This is a genomic window from Corynebacterium faecale (assembly GCF_030408735.1).
Lineage (GTDB): Bacteria > Actinomycetota > Actinomycetes > Mycobacteriales > Mycobacteriaceae > Corynebacterium > Corynebacterium faecale.
Genome location: NZ_CP047204.1, coordinates 2,867,351 through 2,889,878 on the forward strand (window position 1 = coordinate 2,867,351; position 22,528 = coordinate 2,889,878).

Below are 22,528 nucleotides of genomic sequence, written 5' to 3' on the forward strand. Positions count from 1 at the left end.
GTGGCGCTGCCGGCGGCCCAGGTGCTCCCGGTGCTCCCGGCGCTCCCGGTGCTCCCGGTGCTCCCGGCGCTCCCGGCGCGACCTCAGGACAGCGTGGTACCCCAGAACACCGCGATGGTCACGGGAACGATGGTGATGAGCACAATCGCGATCGCGAACAGGCTCCAGATCTGCGCCTGCGATTTCTTGTACATGAAGCTGGCGAAAGCCCCACCGAAAAACAGAAAACCAATGAAGACACTCGCCATGGTGATGATCAGAACTGTGTTGCTCACTTAACTTCCTTCAACGCTTGTCGACGCTCCGGTTGACCGCTTAGCGGTCAACGTGAACGTATCAGTGTCCCCGAACGCTCCAGCGAGGGGATCTCTGCCACCGTGGGCGTCCAGGACCGGGTCGGGGATCCGCCCGAGCATCTGGCGGATAACCAGAACCACCATGGCTACGATGAATCCACCGCGCACGATCAGCACGATGTCCAGCACGCCCCCCGGGAGACCCATGTTCTCGGTGCCCAGCATGTGCCACATCAGGATCGGCCAGACCATCGCGTCCACCACCATCCAGGGGAAGAGCAGACGCCAGTGGGGAAGAGCCAACACCGCCAGTGGGACCAACCAGAGGGAATACTGCGGGCTCCACACCTTGTTCAGGAGCAGGAAGGCCGCCACGATGAGGAAGGCCAGTTCCGCCACGCGGGGGCGTCGCTGCACCCTCAGGCCGAACACCGCGATGGCAAGACAGGCGCCGGCGAAGAAGAGGAAGCTGAGGGTGTTGAGCACCCCGGGGTTGTTGATGGGTGCCGCGAGGTTGCGATCCAGAATCTGGTAGATCGTGGTCCATTCGGCACCACGGGTCTCATTGAGACGGATGAACTCGTACCAGGCCTCGGGGTAGGTGATGATCACGGGAACGTTGATCACCAACCAGACGATGACGGCCGCACCCATCATGGAGAAGAATTCCTTGAGTTTTCCGCTGCGGACACCCAGGACGAGGAAGGCTCCCAGGAGATAGAGGGGCCACAATTTGAAGGCGGTCCCCAGTCCGATGAGCACCCCGGCCCACACCGGGTTGCCGCGTTTGACCGCGAGCAGCGCTCCGACGGCGGCAGCGATGGAAGGGGTGTCCCAGTTGGTGAATGCGTGGACGGCAACCAGGGGAGAGGCCGCAACCAGAACGGTGTCCCAGACCCGGTTGCCGGTCAGTTCCACCATCATGCGGATGACCAGCACCCAGAAGAATGCCAGACCCAGGGCCGTGACGATGAAGTACAGGCCGGCCTCAGGGAGCGAATGAAAGGGGAGTATATCCACCACGGGGTAGAGGAACCGGGTGATGATGGCCGCGATCCACTGGAAGATTCCCCCCAGGACCGGATACTCCATATAACGGGTGAGGTCCCCCTCCTGCCACGAGTAGGCATAGGGGAAACCGGGGGAGTCGAGTCCGCGCCCTCCATAGAGGGGGACGATGTCGTTGTAGCAGGCGGAGGTGTACTGGCGGTTGCCTGACCAGTTCAGGGCGATCACGCCGTCCTCACCGCGTCCGCCCTGGATGCAGTTGGCCTTGGTCAGGAATCCCACCGCCAGGAACACCAGGGAGGTGGTGATCAGAACACGCAGCGGAGTCCAGAACCGCTGGGTTCCCACCTGTGCGAACCTGCCCAGCGGCCCGCCGATCGCGTTGATGAAGTCGTGGGCAACCGGCTCCGTGTCAGCTGGGGAGACCCTTCCCCTGGTCACCTTCTGGCCCATCGACATCATGACTCCTTGTGGCGTGGTGTTCCTCCCATGCCCATGATGGGCATGAGAAACTGCCTGAGATTCTAACCCAGGTTGAAGAGGTCTCCTGGGATAACGATGCCCGGGGCCAATTCGATATCTCCCCCGTTGTCCGCAGGTGCTTCCGGAGCTGGAGCTTCAGGCTCACCTTCGGCAGGGGCCTCCGGCACCTCGGCGCCGTCATCGGACGGGGCTTCGGAGGTAGCCGCACCGCCGCCTCCACTGACCACTGGGGCAGAGGGGGCCCAGTACTGCTGTGGCGCAGGTGCATTGCCATAACCGAGGGCCCGGGCGGTGGGGAACTCCTCGATGTCCGCGTCGTCCAATGCTGAGTCCATGGTGTCCTTCCAGATCACCGATGGTGCGAGGGAACCGTACATGTTGCCGCCCCACTCATTGAAGAGTGGGGTGTTCTCCACGGTGCCGACCCAGACCGCGGTGGACAGCTGCGGGGTGGCCCCGAGCATCCAGGCATCCTTGTTGTAGCCCGTATCTCCGAGCTGGGTGGTGCCGGTCTTCGCAGCCGAGGGGCGACCGCCCGCCAGGTTGTTGTAATTGGAGTAAGCCGCGATGGGAGCCATCGCATCCAGGAGGTTGGTGGCAACCTTCTCGGAGACGCGTCGTTCGCCTTCGCCGATCTCCACCTCATAGAGAACCTCGCCGGACAGGGTCTCGACCTTCTCCACGAAGTGTGGCCGGTACCAGATGCCCACATTGGCGATGGTCGCCATGGCTGAGGCCATGTCGAGCGGACGGGATGAGTACTGGCCCAGGACGATGCCCTCATACGGAGTGGCACCGTTCTCGGTCAGGGTTTCAGGGATGCCGGGCAGGGAACGGGCGACTCCCAGGGCATGCGCCATGTCAGCGGTATCCTGTGGCCCATTCTCCAGGTCATTCTGGAGACGGATGAAACTGGTGTTGTAGGAGAACTTCAGTGCCTCTTCGATGGAGCAGTAACCACAACCGGAATTATTGACGTTGGTGATGGTGGCATCACCCGAGGTGACCGGAGCAGAACTATAAGTCTGGGAGAGCGGGATGCCCTGCTGGAGCGCCGCGGCCAGACCGAAGATCTTGAAGATGGAACCGGTCTGGAGTGGGGAGTTGGCATAGTCCCACCCACCTGGATCCTCACCACCGTAGTAGGCCCGCACGGCACCGTTTTCCGGATCAATGGAGACCACAGCGGCGCGCACCTCCTCGCCATGGGTTTCCATCTGCTCACGGACAGCGTCAACGGCACCCTGCTGCGCTTCCGGATCAATCGTGGTGGTGATCTGCAGACCACGTGTCTGCACATCCTCCTCGGTGATACCCACCGCGGCCAGCTCTGCCATCACCTTATTTTTGATCAGACCATTGGTGCCGGTGGCCTCGGTGTAGGCACGGTTGTTGGCCGGGTCAGTGGTCTCCGGGTATTGCGCCTGAGCACGGTACTCCGGTGTCAGGGCTCCGGTCTCCACCATCCCGTCCATGACATAGTTCCAGCGTGATTCAGCGGCCTCACGGTTGGTCCATGGTTCCAGTGCACTGGGCAGCTGGATACTGGCAGCCAGCACCGCGCCCTCCTCCGGAGCCAACTCGCTCACTGGTTTACCGAAATAAGCCTGGGAGGCAGCCTGGACACCATAAGCGTTACGTCCGAAGTACACGGTGTTGAGATACGCCTCGAGCACCTCATCCTTGGACCACTCATTGGCCATCTTGGCGGAATAAACCAGTTCCTTTGCCTTGCGGATCAGGGAACGCTCATCACCGACCACAGCTTTCTTCACATACTGCTGGGTGATGGTCGATCCGCCACCGGCGGAGGAGTCACCGGTGATCACACCGAGAGCCGCGCGGGCATAACCCGTGATGGAGAAACCCGGGTTGGTGTAGAACTCACGGTCCTCTGCAGACATGACCGCATTACGCACCGACTCCGGCACCTCATCCAGGCTGACCATCTGGCGGTTGCCCTCTGGTGGAACGATACGCGCCAGTTCGGTCTCACTGTCGGAGGCATAGATCTGCGATACCTGTGGAGAGACCAGCTCCTCCGGCTCGGGAACATCCACCACGATGTAGGCAGACATGAAGACCAACGCAGGGACAGCGATCATGGCGATGATGACGCCGATGATGCTGTTGCGCAGAGTCTTCTTATTCTTCGCACGCCTCTTCCCGCGGGCAGGTTGGGCAGAGGAGTTTTTGTTGTTCGTCAACTGATGTGTCCGTTCAATCAGATCAGGTAGTTATCTGAGGTGTTCGATGTAGAGAATACTGTCCGCGGGGGCTTTCGCTTGAATCTGAGAATCAGCTGGCTGTGGCGGTTTCAGCCTTTAGTAGGTGATTCCATTTGCACTCAGGACAAACTTCCACGGTATGGACGGTACACTCTCGCCCATCTTTCACCAGTTTTTGTATTTCCTCTTCATGACGGGCGGATCCTGATGCTTTTCCGATCTGCTCGCCGTACACCCAGAGCACCCTTCTGAGATTATTCCCCCCGCAGACGGGACAGGGATAATCTGCGGGCTCACCGTGATAGTTGCCAGCAGTCACCAGAAGGAAATCTGCGTCGCAGATGGACTCCCTGGACACCAGCCCCTCACGGAACTGGCGGAGAACATGTCGACGGGCCCACTGGTGACTGATCTCATTTCGATAATTCACCACATGGGCAAGTGTAGACGGGGAGCGGATTGATATTGGGGGAGATGAGCAAGACATACCGTCTCCACCACTGCTCAGCGCGGAATTCCCGACCCTGCCCAAGTGGCATGCCGGCAGGAAGATCCCTTCCCCTGAGCTGTGAACAGACTGAACAAAACTCAGGAGGGGCACTTTTGTTCCGGAAAACTATTCAGATTAGCGCTAAGCTTCATAGCATGACCGTAGTAACTCCTGAGGACCTCGCAGCGCGCGTGCGCCCCGCGTTGACCAAGCTATACGTCCTCTATTTCCGCCGTTCCACGAATTCTGACCTCTCAGGTCCACAGCTGACCATTCTCAGTCGGCTGGCCGAACACGGCCCCGCACGCATCAGCCGGATCGCTCAGCTGGAAGATATCAGAATGCCCACCGCCTCCAATGCACTCCATCAATTGGAGCAGCAGGGCCTGGTGGAACGGATCCGTGACACCAAGGACCGACGTGGTGTGCAGGTTCAACTCACCGATCACGGTGCCGCGGAACTGGAGCGGGTAAATAGGGAACGCGATGCCCATATGGCCGAATTACTGAAGATGCTTCCTGAGGATAAGCTCGATCGGACCAGCGAACTGGTCGATATCATCACCGAGCTTGCTGAGGTGTACGGTAACTGGAAAGAGCCCGCGGGCTCATCTTGATACTCCTGTAATTCAACTTCGGAAGTTAATGAACCCAACCCTGCGTGTACTCGTATCCTGTCGCCCGGAGAATACACCCGATGGCGATCCCGGTGAACAAAACGACGCCGTTTTCGAGTTCGCCGCGTGGTTGGCCCGCACTGCTGACATAAAAGTGCGGAGTGTGACCACCTTCATACGTCCATGGCCTTCATCATCCATCAGCAAGCTCGGTGGGAAGTACAAGAAATGGTTCCAGAATCTGGATTCCAAATACGGATCGCGAACCGTCAAAGCCTTAAAACGCGCCGGGGTGGACAAGTCCCACTGGGATGATCAGGTCTCAGTGTTCACAGATGGCCCCTCAGAATCCGTTCTCATCACCCAGTCCGCCGAGGATTTCGATGCTGACCTGATCCTGCTGGGTTCAGACGCCACCGCCCCGAAGGGGCGCTTTCTCGCAGGTTCCACTGCGGATGCACTCCTTCACTCATCCCGTGTCCCACTCGGTCTGGTGCCCAGGGGGGTCAAGCTGTCCAGGAAGGGTGTCACCCGCGTCAATTACGCCTTCGTCAGCGAAGACGGCAATGCCCACGAACAGGGATTGATGCACGCCGCAGAACTTGCCTCCAACTGGGGCATCCCCTTGAGGATCCTCTCCTTTTCCCCCACCGGGATAGAGGATGTCTCCGCATCTGACACCCTTGAACTGAGCTCGATCCTTTCCACCGAATGGCGTGAGCATTCCCTGGCCATGCTGGACAGTGCCCGGGACCGGGTGCAGTCCGCCCACCCCTCACTGGTGGTGAGCAGTGAAGTGGGGTCGGGATGGGGATGGAACGGCGCCATTAATGCATTGAAGTGGAAGAAGGGCGATCTTTTGTGCCTCGGTTCACGGCCCACCGATGCAATCTCACGCGTTTTCGTCGGTTCGGAGACCACGGAGATCATCCGTAACTCCCCGGTTCCGACCATCATCTACCCAGGTGAGTAAAACCGTTACTAGCCTGGGGTGAAAGTTGGGACTAACGTCTTGTCCCAATAGGAGGACACATCCAATGAGTAAGAAGAAGCATCCCCTCAACCCGGAACATCCCGAGAACGTCTTCAGTGACGAGGCTGACTACTCGAATCTTCGGCCCACTTTTGCCAATGACTTCACCGACCTGAGTAATCTCACGGACCCGATGGAGCAGCAGCGGAAGAATCAGCAGTCCTCACGCCAGGCCGTGATTTACCTGTTTGCGGTCCCTGCCGTGACATTCATATCCGCCTACCTGCTGGCGTGGGTGTCACGGCTGATGGGTGGACCGTTGTGTGATGCGGGCGAGGCTGTCTGGATCTGTACCCGGGCAGCGGAGTTGTGGTGGCCGATTGTCACCACCATAATTGCCTTCGGCGGCATGCTCGGCTGCGCCTGGATCCTGTATGACAAGTACCGCACTTATGTGCGCTGGCGCGCCTGGATGGGTGTCCTGTGGGTTCTCATCCCCTTCAGCATGCTGTGGGCCACCTCAGTACTGCCCCTGGCCATCCTCGGCCGTTAGTCCACACCTGAACTTTCCCGTGTTTCCGCAGGCATCACCTGAGCCTCATGATGCGAGACAGTGGGAGAGTGGCTGAACAATAAATAACTGCCCGTTTCCGGATCCGAGAGGATACCGAGGAACGGGCAGTTATTGTTGTGGGACGTTACCCAACTGGAGCACTAGGGATGCATCACGTCCGGGTTATTGAACGGGTATGGGAAGAAGCCGACGTGACCATAGAAAAGGGTCAGGCCGAGCAGCACCCATGCCATACCGAACAGCCAGGTGATGACGATAAATACCCGGCTGACGATCTTGTTGTTGAATACGAACGGGGACAGAATCGCCGAGATACCGGTGAACACATACATGAAGAAGACCATGAGCGGCTCAATCATTGAACCTGCGAGCAGGCGGGCGATGGGCTCCACCTCTGGTGGACGCCACTGGCCGAAGTGCAGACCGGCGATACCGAAGAGGACGAGACCGAAGCCACCGATAGCCGCCACGTAGAGAATGGGGCGGAGAGTGGCCACCAGGTCCATCGGCCGGATGCCGCGGTCAGCACGATCTTCAGCACGCAGGATAGCGAAACCGGCGATCAGGGTCAGGATGCCGTAGAAGGCAGCTGGCTCACCGAAGGTGACGTTATCCACCGCACAGCAGAATACACCCTCAATCTGCTCGAGTGGCCAGGTCAGGGTCATGTGCATACCGGTGATTCCCAGGAATGCTCCTGAGAATACGAATGCCCAGCCGAAGCCTGCCAGCGTGCGACCATTGCTGGCCTGAACGGCACGCATGAACAATGGAATCATGACCATGATGAGACCGACAACGAGGCCCATCGTGGTGTTATAAGTAATGCCTTGCATCAACATGGTGCACTAATTCCTTTCTGCCAGGAGCATCTGGCGGATGGACATCAGGGCAATGGAGGCTGAGAAGGTCATGACCCACGCGAGGGCGCCGAGGTCTTCGCCGAGTACACCGTCGATAGCAACCCAGAGAATGCCACCCACGACCACGCCAAGGGCAAGCACTGCCCAGGTCGCTTTGGCCAGTAGAGAAGACCAGCGTGTGGTCTTCTCATCGATCTCTGTGGTGAATTCACCGCCATCAACTAAATTAGACATAAAAATTCCTTAGAATGAACTGTGTTATCACATTCAGAACCCAGAAACATTGGGGTAGGATAAGAATAGTGTAGCAATCCGCCCACTTTTCCAAACTTCGGGGAATTCCTCTGCTATTAATGCGACAGTTCCGCGCACTGGGAAATGGCAAAGGACATCGTCCCCATGCAAGCCATGAGGGGGACGATGTCCTGTGCGGTCACTCAGCGCGGAGGCGGGGTTAGTTCTCCCGCGAATCCACCACAATCTCAAACTCCAGGAGAGAGGCGCCGGATGCCACGGGCTTCTTCTCTGAACCATGGGCCCCACCACCGTGTGTACCCCCGGCGCGCTCTGCGTCACGCCAGGCGTTGTAGGACTCTTCGTCCGCCCATTGGGTGATCACGAAGTAGCGGTCCTCACCGGCGACGGGGCGCAGCAACTGGAAGCCTTCAAAACCCGGCGAGGAATCCACAGCATTCTTACGTGCTGCAAAGCGCTTCTCCAGTTCAGGGCCGGCACCCTCGGGGACAGAAATTGCGTTGATCTTAACGATGCTCATGCTCTAGTAACCTACCCGAAGGGGCACAATGATGGCCCCGGATTCGCCCTCTCTACTGTGTCACCAGTGGGTCCACACCACGGGCGGCCAGATCAGCGGCGATATCCACGCAGTCGTCCTGTCCACAGTGGCGGGTCTCCACGTTGCTGTAGCAATCCGGGCACATGAGCACGAGCTGGCGGCACTCGTCTTCGTTGACGCAGTGTTCGAATTTATTGGTGGGGGTGTCGCAGTTGATGCAGTGCCCCACGCGCTTATAGTCCTCGCCGAATTCCACATGCATCCGCTTGTCAAAGACGTAGAGGGACCCTTCCCACAGTCCCTTGTTACCGAACTGCTCGCCGTAGCGGACGATGCCACCGTCGATTTGGTAGACCTCCTTGAAGCCGCGGTTGACCATCAGGGAGCTTAAGATCTCGCAGCGGATACCACCGGTGCAGTAGGTGACTACGGGTTTGTCCTTGAGGTCATCGTACTTCCCGGATTCGATCTCTTTAATGAAGTCATGGGTGGTCTCCACATCGGGCACCACAGCATCCTTGAACTTGCCGATCTGCGCTTCCATGGCATTGCGGCCATCGAAGAACACCACATCATCGCCGCGTTCCTCCACCAGCTTGTTCACCTCCTCAGGCTTGAGATGAACGCCGCCACCGACCACGCCGTTGTCATCCACCTTGAGTTCACCGGGCACGCCGAAGGCGACGATCTCATCGCGAACCTTGACGGACAGGCGTGGGAAGTCCTCGGCGCCACCCTCTGACCATTTGAATTCCATGCGGGCGAACCCGGGGTACCCACGGGTCTTCTTGATGTAGGCCTTGCAATCATCGATGTCACCGCCGACGGTGCCGTTGATTCCGTGTTCGGACACGAGGATGCGACCACGGAGATTCAGTGATTCGCAGAGGTCACGCTGCCACAGCTGAACCGCTTTAGGGTCGGAGAGTGGGGTGAAGGCGTAATAGAGGAGAATTTTTCCGGTAGACACGGTTTAAATTCTAATCCCCTTTAGCGGGCCCGACGAAAACGGACGCCGCGCACCCCTCACCCCGCTTATGGAACAGCATTTCCCCACCTACCCACGAACGGGGTGTTACTTGATCGATCAACTTCTCTTCTTGATCGATCATGTCCCCGTCCGGATCCCATTTCTGCGGTATATGAACGTAGCGTCGATGGATGTGCGGCTCGGCCGCGTTTCGATATAAGGAGAATTGAAGAATATGAGTGATTCCACCATCAGGGTTGCCATCGCTGGCGTCGGCAACTGCGCAACCTCCCTCGTTCAGGGTGTGGAGTACTACCGCGATGCATCCGCCGATGAGCAGGTACCCGGCCTCATGCACGTGAAGTTCGGCGATTACCACGTCGGTGACCTCGAGTTTGTCGCCGCCTTCGATGTCGATGCGGAGAAGGTTGGCACGGATCTGTCCGTGGCCATCGAATCCTCCCAGAACTGCACCATCAAGATCACCGATGTTCCCACCACGGGTGTCACCGTGCAGCGCGGCCCAACCCTTGATGGCCTGGGCGATCATTACCGGGCGACCATTGAGGAGTCCACCGCCGAGCCGGTGGACGTGGCACAGGCGCTTATCGACGCCAAGGTGGACGTTCTCGTCTCCTACCTGCCTGTCGGTTCCGAGGAGGCAGACAAGTTCTACGCACAGGCCGCCATCGACGCGGGTTGTGGCTTCGTCAACGCTCTCCCGGTGTTCATCGCCTCTGACCCGGAGTGGGCACAGAAGTTCACCGATGCGGGTCTGCCCATCGTGGGCGATGACATCAAGTCACAGGTCGGTGCCACCATCACCCACCGTGTGCTGGCCCGCCTCTTCGAAGAGCGCGGTGTCCGTGTGGACCGCACCATGCAGCTGAACGTGGGTGGCAACATGGACTTCAAAAACATGCTGGACCGCAACCGTCTGGAGTCCAAGAAGATCTCCAAGACCCAGGCTGTCACCTCCAACCTGAAGGAAGGCCCACTGGCTGGCAAGGTGGCAGACCGAAACGTCCACATCGGACCATCTGATCACGTGGAGTGGTTGGATGACCGCAAGTGGGCTTATGTCCGCCTGGAGGGCACCGGCTTCGGTGGTGTGCCACTGAACCTGGAGTACAAGCTCGAGGTCTGGGATTCACCGAACTCCGCCGGCATCATCATCGATGCCATTCGTGCCTGCAGGATCGCCAAGGACCGTGGCATCGGTGGACCGGTCATGCCGGCCAGCTCCTACCTGATGAAGTCCCCACCGGAGCAGCTTGCAGACGACGTTGCACGCGAGCGCCTGGAAGCATTCATCATCGATGCATAATCTTGTGGGTTGAGGAACAGCGGTTCCTCAACCCACATTTTTCACCGCATCCGTAACTTTTAACGCTTGCGGTAGAGCGCCTTGCGCTGGTACTTCGGTTCCGAGGTGACCAATACTCCGAGGTTGCGGAAGATCCCCTCATCCACTGATCCCAGGATCGTGGTGGTGTGGACATCGCAACCCCGGAGGTTTTTCAGTTCATCCAGTGCCCGGCGCGCATTGTCCGAGGTGGCTGCGGATACCGACAGCGCAATGAGCACCTCATCGGTGTGCAGGCGGGGGTTGCGGGAACCCAGGTGTTCGGTCTTGAGGGTCTGGATCGGTTCGATGGATTCGGGGGAGAGCAGATCCACGGATGTATCAATACCCGCCAGTTCCTTCAGGGCATTGAGCAGCATTGCTGCGGAGCAGCCGAGCAGCGGGGAGGTTTTACCCGTGATGAGTCGGCCGTCGTCAAGCAACAGCGCCGAGGCCGGCGCACCGGTCTCCGCCTCGAGCGCCAGGGCACGCGCCACCACCGTGCGGTCTTCGACCGAACATCCGGCCTTGCTCATCACAATGGCGATGCGCGAGGAAACCGTGTCATCGAGCTCATCGCGGCGTTCATCAACAAGCGACTTGAAATAACGCCGCACGATCTCCTGGCGGGCAGCCTCGCGGCACACCTCATCATCAATGATGGCCTGACCGACCATATTCACGCCCATGTCGGTGGGGGACTGGTAGGGGGAGGACCCGCTGAGCATCTCCAGCATGGTCTTGAGCAGCGGGAAGACCTCCACATCCCGGTTATAACTGGTGGCCTTCTCCCCATAGGCGGTGAGATGGAAGGGATCAATGACATTGATGTCATCGAGATCCGCCGTGGCCGCCTCATAGGCAAGGTTGACCGGGTGTTCCAGTGGCAGGTTCCAGATGGGGAAAGTCTCGAACTTGGCATAGCCTGAGGCAATGCCACGCTGGTGATCGCCATAGATCTGACTGAGGCAGGTGGCCAGCTTGCCGGAACCGGGGCCGGGCGCGGTGACCACCACGAGGTTGCGGGTGGTTTCCACATACTCGTTACTGCCGAAACCCTCCTCACTGACGATGCGGCGCGCATCATGCGGGTAGCCGGGGATCACGCGGTGCTTGGCCACGCGGATGCCCAGGCGCCCCAGACGCTGACTGAACTGGTGGGCCTGGGAGTTATCGTCCTCCAGCTGGGTGAGCACCACATGCTCGGTGAGGAAACCGGCCTCGCGGAAAATATCGATCAGGCGCAGAACATCATCCTCATAGGAGATATCCAGGTCAGCGCGGGTCTTGTTGCGCTGGAGGTCCTTGGCGTTGAGGGTCACCAGGATCTCAAGCTCATCCTTGAGCTCCTCCAGCATGGCGATCTTGTTATCCGGGGTGAAACCGGGCAGCACCCGGGAGGCGTGCAGATCATCGAAGAGCTTGCCGCCCATCTCCAGATACAGCTTGCCGCCGATCTGTTCGCGCCTCTCCTTGATGTGCTGCGACTGCATCCTGATGTAGAGGTCGCGGTCGAATCCGGTGCGCATTGCGTCAACTCCCCAGTTGGCTCGGCATAAAACTAACGCCTGTGACTCTACCCCGCGATCGGTACACACCGACACTCTCACGTGCTGTGCTCGCTGGTTCTCTGCATGGTTGTCCAGCGGAGGGCCATCTGTTGGTGGCGGAGGTGTCTGCAGGAGCTCGGCGGGTTCGAGGGGTGGGGCAGTTCGAGGGGTGGGTGCGGGCGAGCTACGGGTGTGCAGAAGTGATCACCGGCGACGTCAGCAGGTGGCATCACCAGGTGGCAGCCCCGGGAGGCACCAGGCGGCGGCAGGCGGCGGCACGCAGCACAACGCCGCCCTCCCGGCGCGATGATCGCGATTCCGGGAGAGCGGCGTTGCCCCCAACACTCTGGAGGAGAGCTGCTTTATGCGTCTATGCGCAGGACAGCTTATTCAGCGATGTTGCCGGAGCCGTCATCCAGGTGGGCGCGCATGAACCACTGGAACTTCTCCAGTTCAGCGGCGTGGGCGATGTAGACATCCTCGGTGACCGAGTCAACGTCGCCGGCCTGCGCCATGGACTCACGGAGTCGCTCGAGCACGGTGGTGTAGACCTTGTTCAGTGTGGCGAGGTGATCCTGGGTGTTGCCGCGGTTCATCTCGTATTCGAGTGGAGTGCGGTTGTCCACGTGACCGGCCGGGGTGCCGATCGGCTGTCCACCGAGGGTGGAGATACGCTCTGCCACCTCATCGGCATAACCGCGGACCAGGTCAACCTGGGGATCCAGCATTTCGTGGACGGCGATGAAGTTCGGGCCCACCACATTCCAGTGGACGTGCTTGAGGATCAGGTGGAGATCGTTGTAGTCGGTGAGACGCTCCTGCAGTCCATCAATAAGCTGCTTGGCGTCGTTGTCATTGATTCCTGGGACTGTGTAGTTACTCATGCCAGCTATTATACTTGGATCTGATCAATTGTCACCCAAATTTAGCCTTAACTAATAAATGGCAGGGGAGGCTAACCTGAGGGCTTACCCAGCCCCATGCCGACGCAGCGTCACCAGCCCACTGAGCACCCGGATGACCACCACATACACCCCTTTTTCGGGTTTGTATCCGCACTGGTTAAGGTGGAATCCATGCCTGAAGGACACGTCATTCATCGTCTCGCCGGAGAACTCACCCAGAGATTCGGTGATGCTGTGCTCGACGTTACCTCCCCACAGGGCCGGTTTGCAGCGGAGGCGGCGATCGTGGACCAGACCCGCATCGCCCGCGCCGATGCCCACGGGAAGCATCTGTTCATCGATTTCACCGCTGAGCACCCAGAACACATCATCTACATCCACCTCGGACTGATCGGCACACTCAACTTCGAACCCGCGGAAGAAACCCGCGGCCAGATCCGCCTCCACATCTCCGATGGCGGGATCGCGGCGAATCTGCGCGGACCACAATGGTGTCGCCTGATCACAGATGAGGAGCGTGACATCGCGATCGGCAAACTCGGCGCCGACCCGATCCGCGATGACGCCGACCCGGACCCCATCCGCCTCAAGGTGCAGCGCTCCGGTCGCAGCATCGGCTCCCTGCTCATGGATCAGAAGCTGTTCGCCGGCGTGGGCAACATCTACCGCGCAGAGACCCTCTTCCGCCTCGGCATCTCACCGTTCAAACCAGGCCGCGAGATCACCAATGCGGAATTCACGTCCATCTGGGCGGACCTGGTGGGCCTGATGAAAGACGGTGTCACCGCCGGACGCATCGACACCGTCCGCCACGAACACACCCCAGAAGCCATGGGCCGCCCACCACGCAAAGACGACCACGGCGGCGAGGTCTACACCTACCGCCGCACCGGCCAGCCGTGCTACCTCTGCGACACCCCGATACGCGACCAGGTCATGGAAGGCCGCAACCTCTTCTGGTGCCCGGCCTGCCAGCGCTAATGCTTACCGACGAACAACCATTGCCCTCCATCGCTTTTCATGCCATGATGACGGTCACACACTTTTCACAGAAAGGACATGACGATGATGCGCGCTTATCAGCTCTTACAACAAGTGCAGGCCCGCGTACCGTTATGCCTTCCCCCGCGCCGGGAGTTGCTCTAAACACCCAGCGCATTCTTTAACTCTCCACCCCGGGCCCCCACGGTACGTGCCACACAGCACGGACACGTGAGGGCCATTTTTTATCCCAAAATTTTTTCGAAAGGACCACTGATTCCATGACCACCGACGTCATCTCCTTCGCCTCCATCCTGGAGGACGCCGCCCTCGACCAGGCCAAAGCCACGGCCACCATGCCCTTCATCTACCCACATGTGGCACTGATGCCTGATGCCCACTTCGGACTGGGCTCATCCGTGGGCACCGTCTTCGGCACCAAGGGAGCCATCATTCCCGCTGCCGTGGGTGTGGATATCGGCTGCGGCATGATCGGTGTGCGCACCCAGTTCACCGCCGCAGATCTGGAAGGTCGCGATCTGACCAGGCTGCGTGACTCCCTGGAACGCGCCATTCCACTGTCACCGGGAAATTACAACAAGGGCACACTGCAGGACTCCGCCCTGCCGAAGATCGCCGAACTGGAAGAGCTCGCCGCCAAGAACAGCGTGGACCTCTCCCACTCCCCGAAGTGGAAGAAGCAGCTGGGGTCCCTGGGTGGGGGCAACCACTTCATCGAACTCTGCCTGGACGAAGAGGATCACGTCTGGATGTTCCTACACTCCGGCTCCCGGGGAGTGGGTAACAAGATCGCCCAGAAACACATCCGGATCGCCCGCGAAGCATGCGCCGGGGAGAAACTCCCGGACCGTGACCTGGCCTACCTCACCGAGGGAACACCCGAGTTCACCGACTACCTCCGTGAACTGCAGTGGGCACAGCGTTTCGCCTTCCTCAACCGTGAGGAGATGATGGACCGCTTCGCCGAGCAGCTCGGACGCTTCATGGAGGCACCCGTGGAAGAGGTGGAACGCATCAACTGCCACCACAACTACACCGTGGAGGAGGAACACTACGGTGAGCAGGTCTGGCTGACCCGCAAGGGTGCGGTGCTGGCTGATGCCGGCACCATGGCCCTGATCCCCGGTTCCATGGGCACAGCCTCCTATGTGGTGGAGGGCAAAGGCAACGCGGAGGCCCTGCGCTCAGCACCACACGGTGCGGGACGACGGATGTCACGCACGCAGGCCAAGAAGAACTTCACCGCCCAGGATCTGGACAACCGGATGTCCGGCATCGTGTACCGACCGGGCAAGGAGTGGATCGATGAGATCCCGGATGCCTACAAAGATATCGACCAGGTGATGGCGGACGCCTCCGATCTGGTGTCCATCCGCCACAAGCTGCGCCAGATCGTCAACGTCAAGGGAACCTAACCCCCTCCCGGGAGAAGCACTCTTGAGTGTCGATCACTTTCGAAATATCAGGGGCGCTTTTCCTTATCGCACGACATGAAGGCGCACACCATTATCAGTGCACCATTGCTGGAGTTCCGGGTTGGCGGCATCGGTGACGATATCGTCGACCCGCCCCAGATCCACCAGGTGGCAAAAACCCAACTGACCCACCTTGCTGGACTCGAGGGGAATCACCACGCGCCGGGCGCAGTCGATGGCGGCCCGCTTGATATCCGCCTCCGCAAGATCAGTGACATACCCACCGTCCGCAGTCACCCCCACGACGCTGATGAAGGCCGTATCCACGGTGAACTGCCTCAATCCCATCATCGTGACGGGTCCGGTGACGGATTCACTGAGTGGCCGGTACTGCCCACCGAGCAGGGTGTGTCTGATGCGGGGCTTGTCCGCCAGGTGGGGGACCACCGGGAGGGAGTTGGTGAGGACATTGGCGGGTTGGTCCATCAATTCCGCCATGGTGACGATCGTGGCGCCGGAATCGAAGAACGCCGAAGAGTTATCTGCGATCATGCCCAGACAGAAGCGTGCGATTCCGTCTTTCGTTCCCGGCTGAGACTGCTGCTGCACCGGCACCTCGGGTACGGCTTCGGACGCAGCACCCAGTGCCACAGCACCACCATGGGTGCGCTTCAGAAGCCCTTGCTTCTCCAGGATGGTGAGATCCTTGCGCAGCGTGGGTTCTGACACCCCGAGAGGGCCCACCAGATCCACAACCCGGACGGATCCGCGGTCCTGGACCACCCGCGCGATGCGTGAGCGTCGTTCCTCCGCGGAGTCGGGTCGGGCTCCGTTCTCTGGCTGGGTGTTCATTCCTCAGACATTACCCAACCGATCCCCGACAGGCTCTGCCACCAGCCCTACCGTGATCCCCATCCGAACTTCCGGAACGAAAGGCTCCACAACTTTCGATTACAACTTAAATCGAAAGCCGTGCAAATCGAAACCGAGCCCATCGCCGCGTTAATCGTTTTCGGTTTTCGAAGCCGCCAATTATCGCAAACGAAAGGTCTGGAAACGGGATCGAAAGTTCTTACTCTTCGGTAATTACAATCGTGCAATTCGAAACTCTTCTAGTTTTGAGCCCGGAGGGGGTGATCTACATATCACCAGCTCAATGCATTGATCTGGTGACACTCGACTGTTATCGAAACGATAGTGCACCCCATTAGTTTTCGAAGAGCTCCCCCAGTTTCGAAACCTGCCCCACCACTTACGCTTTCGATTCACCCCAAGGCAATGTTTCGATATTCCCCACGATTCGAAACTAGCGCTTTTCCAATTCGAGCAGCCATTGTTTCGTTTCGAGTCCGCCTCGATACCCTCCCAAGGCACCATCGCTACGGAGCACACGGTGGCAGGGGGAGAAGATGGGCAGCGGGTTGGTGGCGCAGGCAGAACCCACGGCACGGACGGCGCCGGGGTTTTCCATCTTCGCCGCCAGCTCCTTGTAGGTCATGGATGATCCATAGGGAATCTCAAGAAGCATGCGTTGTACCTGGCCGCGAAATCCCAGCACAGTGTCGACAGTCCAGGACAGGGGTGTGGTGAATTCCCGGCGCTGTCCGGTGAAATATTCGCTGAGTTCCGCCTCCGCCTGATTGAGGATGGGGGTGGCACCTGCCACCGACCCCTCGGTGCACCGGACATGATTCTCATCAGCGAAGGCTACGTAGGTGAGGCCCTTCTCATCTGCCACGAGGAGGAGTTCACCGATGGGGGTGTGGATTCTGGTGTGGTGCAGGTGCATGATGTGGTTTAAGCCTTCACGACTATTTTTCCTGAGGTCCGGCCCTGCTCCACCAGGCGGTGTCCTTCCATGATGGACTCCGCAGTGATGCCGGTAAGGACCCTGTCGGTGACTGCCCTGAACTGTCCTCGATCGACCATGTCCGCGATCTTGTTCAGGATTTTGCCCTGTTCACCCATGTCGGGGGTTTCATAGATGGAGCGGGCGAACATTGATTCCCAGTGCAGGGCGATGGCCTTTGGTTTAAACGCCCCGAGGTTGGGGTTCTCCGGGTCGTCGATGAGGACGAGATGTGACTGTGGTTTCATCACGGAGGCCAGTTCCACCTCGCGGCCGTTGGTCCATGAGCTGAAGACGAAGTCCACATCGCTGATCTGCTCACTCAGGTCCTTGGAGTGGTCGATCACATCGTGGGCGCCCAGTTCGCGGACCCACCGGGCAGATTCAGGACGGGAGGCGGTGGCCACCACGCGCAGGTTGGTCAGGCTCCGGGCGATCTGGATGAGAGCTGAAGGCACCCCTCCTGATCCTCCCAGGACCAGGAGAGTGCCGGTGGTGGACTGGGTGACCGGGAGGCGGTCGAACAGTGCTTCCCAGGCGGTCAGCGATACCAGCGGAAGGGCCGCGGCATCGGCGGAGTCGAGTGTGCCCGGGGCATGACCCACCAGGCGTTCATCCACCAGGTGGAACTCCGCATTGGTGCCCTGGCGCTGATTGGATCCGGCGTAGTAGACCTTGTGCCCGGGGCGGAAGAGGGTGACCTCGGAGCCCACCTCCACCACTGTTCCCACTGCGTCGAATCCCAGGATCTTCGGGGTGTCCTGGGTGCCCGCACGCATCCGGATCTTGGTGTCCACGGGATTGATGGACACCGCGCTGATCTCCACGAGGAGGTCACGGGGACCAGGGGTCGGGCGGGGGACGGTGACATCGACAAGGAAATCTGGTTGGTCCGCGGTCAGGGATTCCAGAAAACCGACGGCTGACATCGTGGGCGAGGTTTCAGTCATGGGACAGATGTTAGCCAAGGCACAATCATTTTGGAATGACAACTTTGCCCGTCACGGTATGTCCACACCCCCAACCGGGAGCGTGGCCAGGGACAACCATCACATTCCCAGGCAAAAGCATAAAAGGTCTGCGGATGGCTCATTAGACTGCGGGAATGAGGGGTTCCCGGCTCATCCACCAGCACATTGGGATGGGCATGGGAGACCCTCGGTTTAATTATTTGGTCCGGTACGTAGAACAGGTTTATGCACATGAACGCCAGGCTTCCCCGCAGTCCCCAGCAGCTGACCGTTGAAGAGATCTTCGATGCGCATGCAGGTGGAAAGCTGACCATCGCATCCACACGCCCGTTGGAGGATATGCGCGATCTGTCCCTGGCCTATACGCCGGGTGTGGCCACCGTGTGCGAGGCGATCGCCGATGATCCCGGGATGGCCCGCACACTCACGGGTGTGGGCAACACCGTGGCGATCATCTCTGATGGCACCGCCGTCCTCGGGTTAGGGGACATCGGCCCCCGCGCGGCGCTGCCAGTGATGGAAGGCAAGGCCCAGCTGTTCAGTTCCTTCGCGGGCCTCAATGCCATCCCGATTGTGCTGGATGTGCATGAGGTGGAGGAACTCGTGGAGACCATCGTGGCCATGGCCCCGTCCTTCGGTGCCATCAACCTGGAGGACATCTCGGCGCCCCGATGCTTCGAGGTGGAGCGCCAACTCATCGAACGCCTGGATATCCCAGTCATGCACGATGATCAGCACGGCACGGCGGTGGTGATCCTGGCGGCCCTGCGCAATGCCATCACGCTGCTGGATCGACGCCTGGAGGACCTGAGGATCGTCATCTCCGGGGCGGGTGCGGCCGGGGTGGCGGCGGTGGAGATGCTCCTCAACGCCGGTGCGCATGACATCGTGGTGCTGGATTCCCGTGGCATCATCCAGGCTGACCGCAACGATCTCACACCGGTGAAGGAATCCCTGGCGGAAAAGACGAATCCCCGGGGTATTTCGGGTGATATGAAGGTGGCTCTGACCGGTGCGGATGTGTTCATCGGTGTGTCCGGTGGAAGCGTGGGCGAGGATGCCCTGAAACTCATGGCGAAGCAGCCCATCCTGTTCAGCCTGGCGAACCCTGTTCCGGAGATCGACCCCGCACTGGCCCACCGTTATGGGGCAATTGTGGCCACGGGGCGAAGCGATCTGCCGAACCAGATCAACAATGTCCTGGCCTTCCCGGGCATCTTCCATGGCGCGCTGGCCGCCGGGGCGACCGCGATCACCCCGGCGATGAAACTGGCCGCATCCCGGGCGATCGCGGAGATCGCCGCCGAGAACCTCGATGTGGGCCATATCGTCCCCTCACCGCTGGATCCGCGGGTGGCTCCAGCGGTCAGCGCGGCGGTACAGGCCGCCGCAGGCGAATAAGAGCGCTAATCCACGCCGTCTGTCCGGATCACCCTGTCATAGAGCTCATCAAAGGTGCCCCGGGCGGTGCGGTAGTACTCGACATGCTCAGGCTGGAGTGCTTCACCCAGTGGGGGAGTGGCGCGCTTTCCACCGGGGTCGATGATGTTCAGGGCGATCAGCGCTGTGCCACGAAGGGTGGCTCGTTTCATCTCGAGGGGAATGACGGGGGTGTTCAGGGCGTCGCAAAGCATATGCAACCAGGTGGGGTGGTCGGTGGCCACCCGACCTGAGGCAATGACCCGTTCCGGCGCCGCACCGGCGCCGGTCATCTCCCCCCATACGCGCTGGTAGGAAAGTGCCAGGGCCTCAAAGACTCCGCGCCACATCTCGGCGGGCCCGGTCTGGCTGACCACGTTGGTGATCACCGTGGTGGCATCGCTGGCCCAGCCGGTGGACCGTTCCCCGGAGAAGAACGGCAGCACCGACGGGGTGGCGTCGATGGGTGGGCCGGCGAGGATCCCGGGGAGCCCGTCGACGGGGGCGATGGTCTGCTCCAGCCAGCTCACCGCGCGGCCGACATCATTGAGGGCGCCGCCGACGATGCACTCGTTGCGGGAGAGCCGGTAGCACCACAGACCCGGCGGAATGTGCTCGGGAACCGACGGCAGGATGACCCGCATCGCCCCGGAGGTGGCTGCGGCAACAGCAACGGTGCGCTCATCCAGCGCCCCGGGACCAACGTTGGACGGCCAACCGTCGGGGATGGCGTGGAACCACGGCACATGCGCCAGGGGTGCGTATTCCTCCGCGATGAGTTTGACCGGGGTGGCAGGCTCATCAGGGTCGAAGATCGGGGCAATGAGATCAGGGGAGACACCGATGTGCTCGAAGATGGGTAGATCCAACTCGCCGGTATGGGCATCCAAGATGCCACTCCACGCCGCCACCGAGGTGGAAATCCCCCGGATGCCGGCGAGTTTGAAGTAGACGTACTCACCGATCGTCATCACGGAATGGGTCTTCCCGAACAGTTCCGGGTATTCCTCCTTCGCCCACAACAGACGGGAGGGATGGTAGGAGGTGTGCAGGCGGACACCGGTGCGCTCATGATAATCGGCTTCATCGATCTCCTCCCGGAGCCGGTCCACAAAGCGGGCGGAACGGGCATCGGCGTAGGTCACGCACGGGGTCAGGGCATCACCGTCAGCATCCACGAGGATGAACGAGGAGGCGAAGGAATCCAGGATGACCCCACCGAGCTGCTTATTCAGGTCCTTGCTGGTGGAGAACTCCAGGAGGCCATCAATCACCTGGCGGATCTCATCAACCACCTGATCAGCATCGATCGTGGAGATCCCACCCTCACCGCTGTTGAACTCATGCGTGACCCGCTGTTTGGATCCTTTCACCGGGCAGCCACTGCGGTCGTAGAGACCCCCGCGTGAGGCGGTGGAACCGATGTCCATGGCCACCAGGTAGGGACCGGATGATTCCACGAGCGGGATCGACATTGTCGGGATACTTCCCATGGCGCACCTTCATTCTGGGTTCTGGCGGTTATCCAGTCAGGCTGACCCGCTCTTCTCAGACCAGTGCCCGACCATCTGACTCCTCCCAGGATATCCCGTAGATCTCCACCACCTGATCAGGATCACCCAACCGTGGGCCGAGTGCCACCAGCACCGCGAACACCGCACCCAGAATCAGTGCGAGCCACACCCACAACCAGTGCAGGCGCGGGCTGAGGATCTTGGCCACCACCGCACCCACCAGGGCACCCAATGTGTTGAAGATCAGATCATCCACATCGCTGTATCCCAATGCGAACACATACTGGCTGACCTCGATGACCAGGCTGAACAATGCACCCCACAGGGTCACCTTCAGCACTGCGTTCTTCCGCGTTCCACTTCTGCGGGCATTGCGCAGCAGCACATAGAGCAGCACACCGAAAGGGACGAAGAAGGCGAAGTTACCGCCATAACCGAAGAGCGGGGCGAACCACGTGTCCGTCTGGGCGTAGGCATCGAAGGGGACCAGCTCGAGCGAACGGTTGCGGTGGGCGTCCTTCTCCCACAGCAACCCGATCACGAAAAACGCCTTCAACATGGTCAGTGAAACCATCACCGCGGAATAGATGATCAACGCGATGAGCACCAACAACCGCGGTGGCCGCCGATTCCCGCTGCGCCGCTGTTTCCTGTCCACGGCACTTCCAGCCCGGCGCTCCCGGTCCGTCCTGGCTGATTCCTGCGACCTTGCAGTGCCCGCGGACCCGGTGCTCCTGGATTTCCGTGCTTGACTCATATTCCGGGATATTAGTGCACAACGAATGGCTCCACGGCTGTCCGCGCCTTCGTGTAAACCACATCTTCGTGTAAACCACAGGCCAACAGGAAAGCTATGGCAAAGAGAAAAGCCGTGGGAAACACGATGTTTCCTACGGCTGCCCCCTTGTTGGGCTGACCTCTTATGAGGCTGACCCTTGTGGGGCCGGCCCTTCTGAGACCGGCCCTTCTGAGACCAGTCCTGGTCAGGCCGGCCCCGCTGAGAACTAACCCCAATACTGTTAAGTTAGTGGCGAGGAAATGGTGATTACGGGGTCGAGTGGTTGACCGCAATGATGGGGTCGTTTCACTGGCCACTTCAATATTTTCCGCTTGATCACCCGCGGATTCCTCCGTCCACGTCGCGGCGGATTGAGTTACCTGACGACCCTCCCACCGCGATCAGATCCGATAAACGGCGATCAGTGTCAGGTTTCTTCCATCCGGGGCGAGGCATACCGCAGCCCTAACCCGAACACCACT

The 22,528-nt window shown here is 60.0% G+C and carries 23 protein-coding genes; 8 read left to right on the forward strand and 15 right to left on the reverse strand.

The window, feature by feature from the left end:
- Positions 1-83: 83 nt before the first annotated feature.
- From CFAEC_RS12980 to CFAEC_RS12995, 4 genes are all read right to left on the reverse strand, one after another.
- Complete coding sequence (locus CFAEC_RS12980) at positions 84-275, reverse strand: hypothetical protein (RefSeq protein WP_290277460.1); 192 nt, start codon at positions 273-275, stop codon at positions 84-86.
- Positions 276-1,766, reverse strand: coding sequence for a glycosyltransferase family 87 protein (locus tag CFAEC_RS12985; protein ID WP_435384238.1), 1,491 nt, complete (start codon positions 1,764-1,766; stop codon positions 276-278).
- A gap of 62 nt (positions 1,767-1,828) precedes the next feature.
- Complete coding sequence (locus CFAEC_RS12990) at positions 1,829-3,994, reverse strand: transglycosylase domain-containing protein (protein WP_290277461.1); 2,166 nt, start codon at positions 3,992-3,994, stop codon at positions 1,829-1,831.
- Positions 3,995-4,085: 91 nt separating this feature from the next.
- Positions 4,086-4,448: a DUF5318 family protein gene (locus CFAEC_RS12995; protein ID WP_290277462.1), complete on the reverse strand. Its 363-nt coding sequence runs from the start codon at positions 4,446-4,448 to the stop codon at positions 4,086-4,088.
- 212 nt (positions 4,449-4,660) lie between these two features.
- On the opposite strand from CFAEC_RS12995, the gene CFAEC_RS13000 reads away from it, so the two are divergent.
- From CFAEC_RS13000 to CFAEC_RS13010, 3 genes are all read left to right on the forward strand, one after another.
- Entirely contained in the window at positions 4,661-5,122 is a 462-nt protein-coding gene (locus CFAEC_RS13000; protein WP_290277463.1) for a MarR family winged helix-turn-helix transcriptional regulator, read from the forward strand.
- 28 nt (positions 5,123-5,150) lie between these two features.
- Positions 5,151-6,095: a universal stress protein gene (locus tag CFAEC_RS13005; protein WP_290277465.1), complete on the forward strand. Its 945-nt coding sequence runs from the start codon at positions 5,151-5,153 to the stop codon at positions 6,093-6,095.
- 64 nt (positions 6,096-6,159) lie between these two features.
- Positions 6,160-6,648 (forward strand): hypothetical protein, encoded by a 489-nt coding sequence (locus tag CFAEC_RS13010; protein WP_290277466.1) that lies wholly within the window; start codon positions 6,160-6,162, stop codon positions 6,646-6,648.
- A 161-nt stretch (positions 6,649-6,809) separates the two neighbouring features.
- On the opposite strand, the gene CFAEC_RS13015 is transcribed toward CFAEC_RS13010, so the two are convergent.
- From CFAEC_RS13015 to trhO, 4 genes are all read right to left on the reverse strand, one after another.
- The gene (locus CFAEC_RS13015) at positions 6,810-7,511 is read right to left on the reverse strand and encodes a DUF981 family protein (protein WP_290277469.1); all 702 of its coding nucleotides are present in this window, start codon (positions 7,509-7,511) and stop codon (positions 6,810-6,812) included.
- 6 nt (positions 7,512-7,517) lie between these two features.
- A complete protein-coding gene (locus CFAEC_RS13020) occupies positions 7,518-7,766 on the reverse strand; it encodes a hypothetical protein (protein WP_290277471.1) in 249 nt (82 codons plus the stop codon).
- Between the two features lie 220 nt (positions 7,767-7,986).
- Positions 7,987-8,307, reverse strand: coding sequence for an antibiotic biosynthesis monooxygenase family protein (locus CFAEC_RS13025; RefSeq protein WP_290277473.1), 321 nt, complete (start codon positions 8,305-8,307; stop codon positions 7,987-7,989).
- 52 nt (positions 8,308-8,359) lie between these two features.
- Entirely contained in the window at positions 8,360-9,298 is a 939-nt protein-coding gene (gene trhO / locus CFAEC_RS13030) for an oxygen-dependent tRNA uridine(34) hydroxylase TrhO (RefSeq protein WP_290277474.1), read from the reverse strand.
- Positions 9,299-9,533: 235 nt separating this feature from the next.
- Here trhO and CFAEC_RS13035 point away from each other — a divergent pair, with 235 nt between their 5' ends.
- Entirely contained in the window at positions 9,534-10,625 is a 1,092-nt protein-coding gene (locus CFAEC_RS13035) for an inositol-3-phosphate synthase (RefSeq protein WP_290277477.1), read from the forward strand.
- A 59-nt stretch (positions 10,626-10,684) separates the two neighbouring features.
- On the opposite strand, the gene CFAEC_RS13040 is transcribed toward CFAEC_RS13035, so the two are convergent.
- Positions 10,685-12,172, reverse strand: coding sequence for a DUF1846 domain-containing protein (locus CFAEC_RS13040; RefSeq protein ID WP_290277479.1), 1,488 nt, complete (start codon positions 12,170-12,172; stop codon positions 10,685-10,687).
- 407 nt (positions 12,173-12,579) lie between these two features.
- Positions 12,580-13,077 carry a DNA starvation/stationary phase protection protein Dps gene (dps, locus tag CFAEC_RS13045; protein ID WP_290277481.1) on the reverse strand — a complete coding sequence of 166 codons (498 nt, stop codon included), beginning with the start codon at positions 13,075-13,077 and terminating at the stop codon, positions 12,580-12,582.
- A 192-nt stretch (positions 13,078-13,269) separates the two neighbouring features.
- On the opposite strand from dps, the gene CFAEC_RS13050 reads away from it, so the two are divergent.
- Together CFAEC_RS13050 and CFAEC_RS13055 are read left to right on the forward strand one after the other, a co-directional pair.
- Positions 13,270-14,079, forward strand: a complete 810-nt coding sequence (locus CFAEC_RS13050) for an Fpg/Nei family DNA glycosylase (protein ID WP_290277483.1) — start codon at positions 13,270-13,272, stop codon at positions 14,077-14,079.
- 281 nt (positions 14,080-14,360) lie between these two features.
- Positions 14,361-15,515, forward strand: a complete 1,155-nt coding sequence (locus tag CFAEC_RS13055; protein ID WP_290277485.1) for an RtcB family protein — start codon at positions 14,361-14,363, stop codon at positions 15,513-15,515.
- A gap of 63 nt (positions 15,516-15,578) precedes the next feature.
- On the opposite strand, the gene CFAEC_RS13060 is transcribed toward CFAEC_RS13055, so the two are convergent.
- The 3 genes from CFAEC_RS13060 to CFAEC_RS13070 all read right to left on the reverse strand — a co-directional run bounded on the left by CFAEC_RS13060 (position 15,579) and on the right by CFAEC_RS13070 (position 18,314).
- Positions 15,579-16,367 (reverse strand): DeoR/GlpR family DNA-binding transcription regulator, encoded by a 789-nt coding sequence (locus CFAEC_RS13060; RefSeq protein ID WP_290277487.1) that lies wholly within the window; start codon positions 16,365-16,367, stop codon positions 15,579-15,581.
- Positions 16,368-16,821: 454 nt separating this feature from the next.
- Positions 16,822-17,298 (reverse strand): methylated-DNA--[protein]-cysteine S-methyltransferase, encoded by a 477-nt coding sequence (locus CFAEC_RS13065; protein WP_290279934.1) that lies wholly within the window; start codon positions 17,296-17,298, stop codon positions 16,822-16,824.
- 14 nt (positions 17,299-17,312) lie between these two features.
- Positions 17,313-18,314, reverse strand: a complete 1,002-nt coding sequence (locus tag CFAEC_RS13070) for a zinc-binding alcohol dehydrogenase family protein (RefSeq protein ID WP_290277490.1) — start codon at positions 18,312-18,314, stop codon at positions 17,313-17,315.
- 252 nt (positions 18,315-18,566) lie between these two features.
- Here CFAEC_RS13070 and CFAEC_RS13075 point away from each other — a divergent pair, with 252 nt between their 5' ends.
- Positions 18,567-19,736, forward strand: a complete 1,170-nt coding sequence (locus CFAEC_RS13075) for an NAD(P)-dependent malic enzyme (protein WP_290277491.1) — start codon at positions 18,567-18,569, stop codon at positions 19,734-19,736.
- Positions 19,737-19,741: 5 nt separating this feature from the next.
- Here CFAEC_RS13075 and CFAEC_RS13080 read toward each other — a convergent pair whose 3' ends face one another.
- Entirely contained in the window at positions 19,742-21,247 is a 1,506-nt protein-coding gene (locus tag CFAEC_RS13080; RefSeq protein ID WP_290277493.1) for a gluconokinase, read from the reverse strand.
- Between the two features lie 55 nt (positions 21,248-21,302).
- Positions 21,303-21,878, reverse strand: a complete 576-nt coding sequence (locus tag CFAEC_RS13085) for a VanZ family protein (protein WP_290279936.1) — start codon at positions 21,876-21,878, stop codon at positions 21,303-21,305.
- Between CFAEC_RS13085 and CFAEC_RS13090 the strand changes: the two genes are divergently transcribed.
- Positions 21,868-22,020 (forward strand): hypothetical protein, encoded by a 153-nt coding sequence (locus tag CFAEC_RS13090; protein ID WP_290277495.1) that lies wholly within the window; start codon positions 21,868-21,870, stop codon positions 22,018-22,020. The two genes, CFAEC_RS13085 and CFAEC_RS13090, sit on opposite strands and share 11 nt — an antisense overlap.
- Positions 22,021-22,528 lie beyond the last annotated feature (508 nt).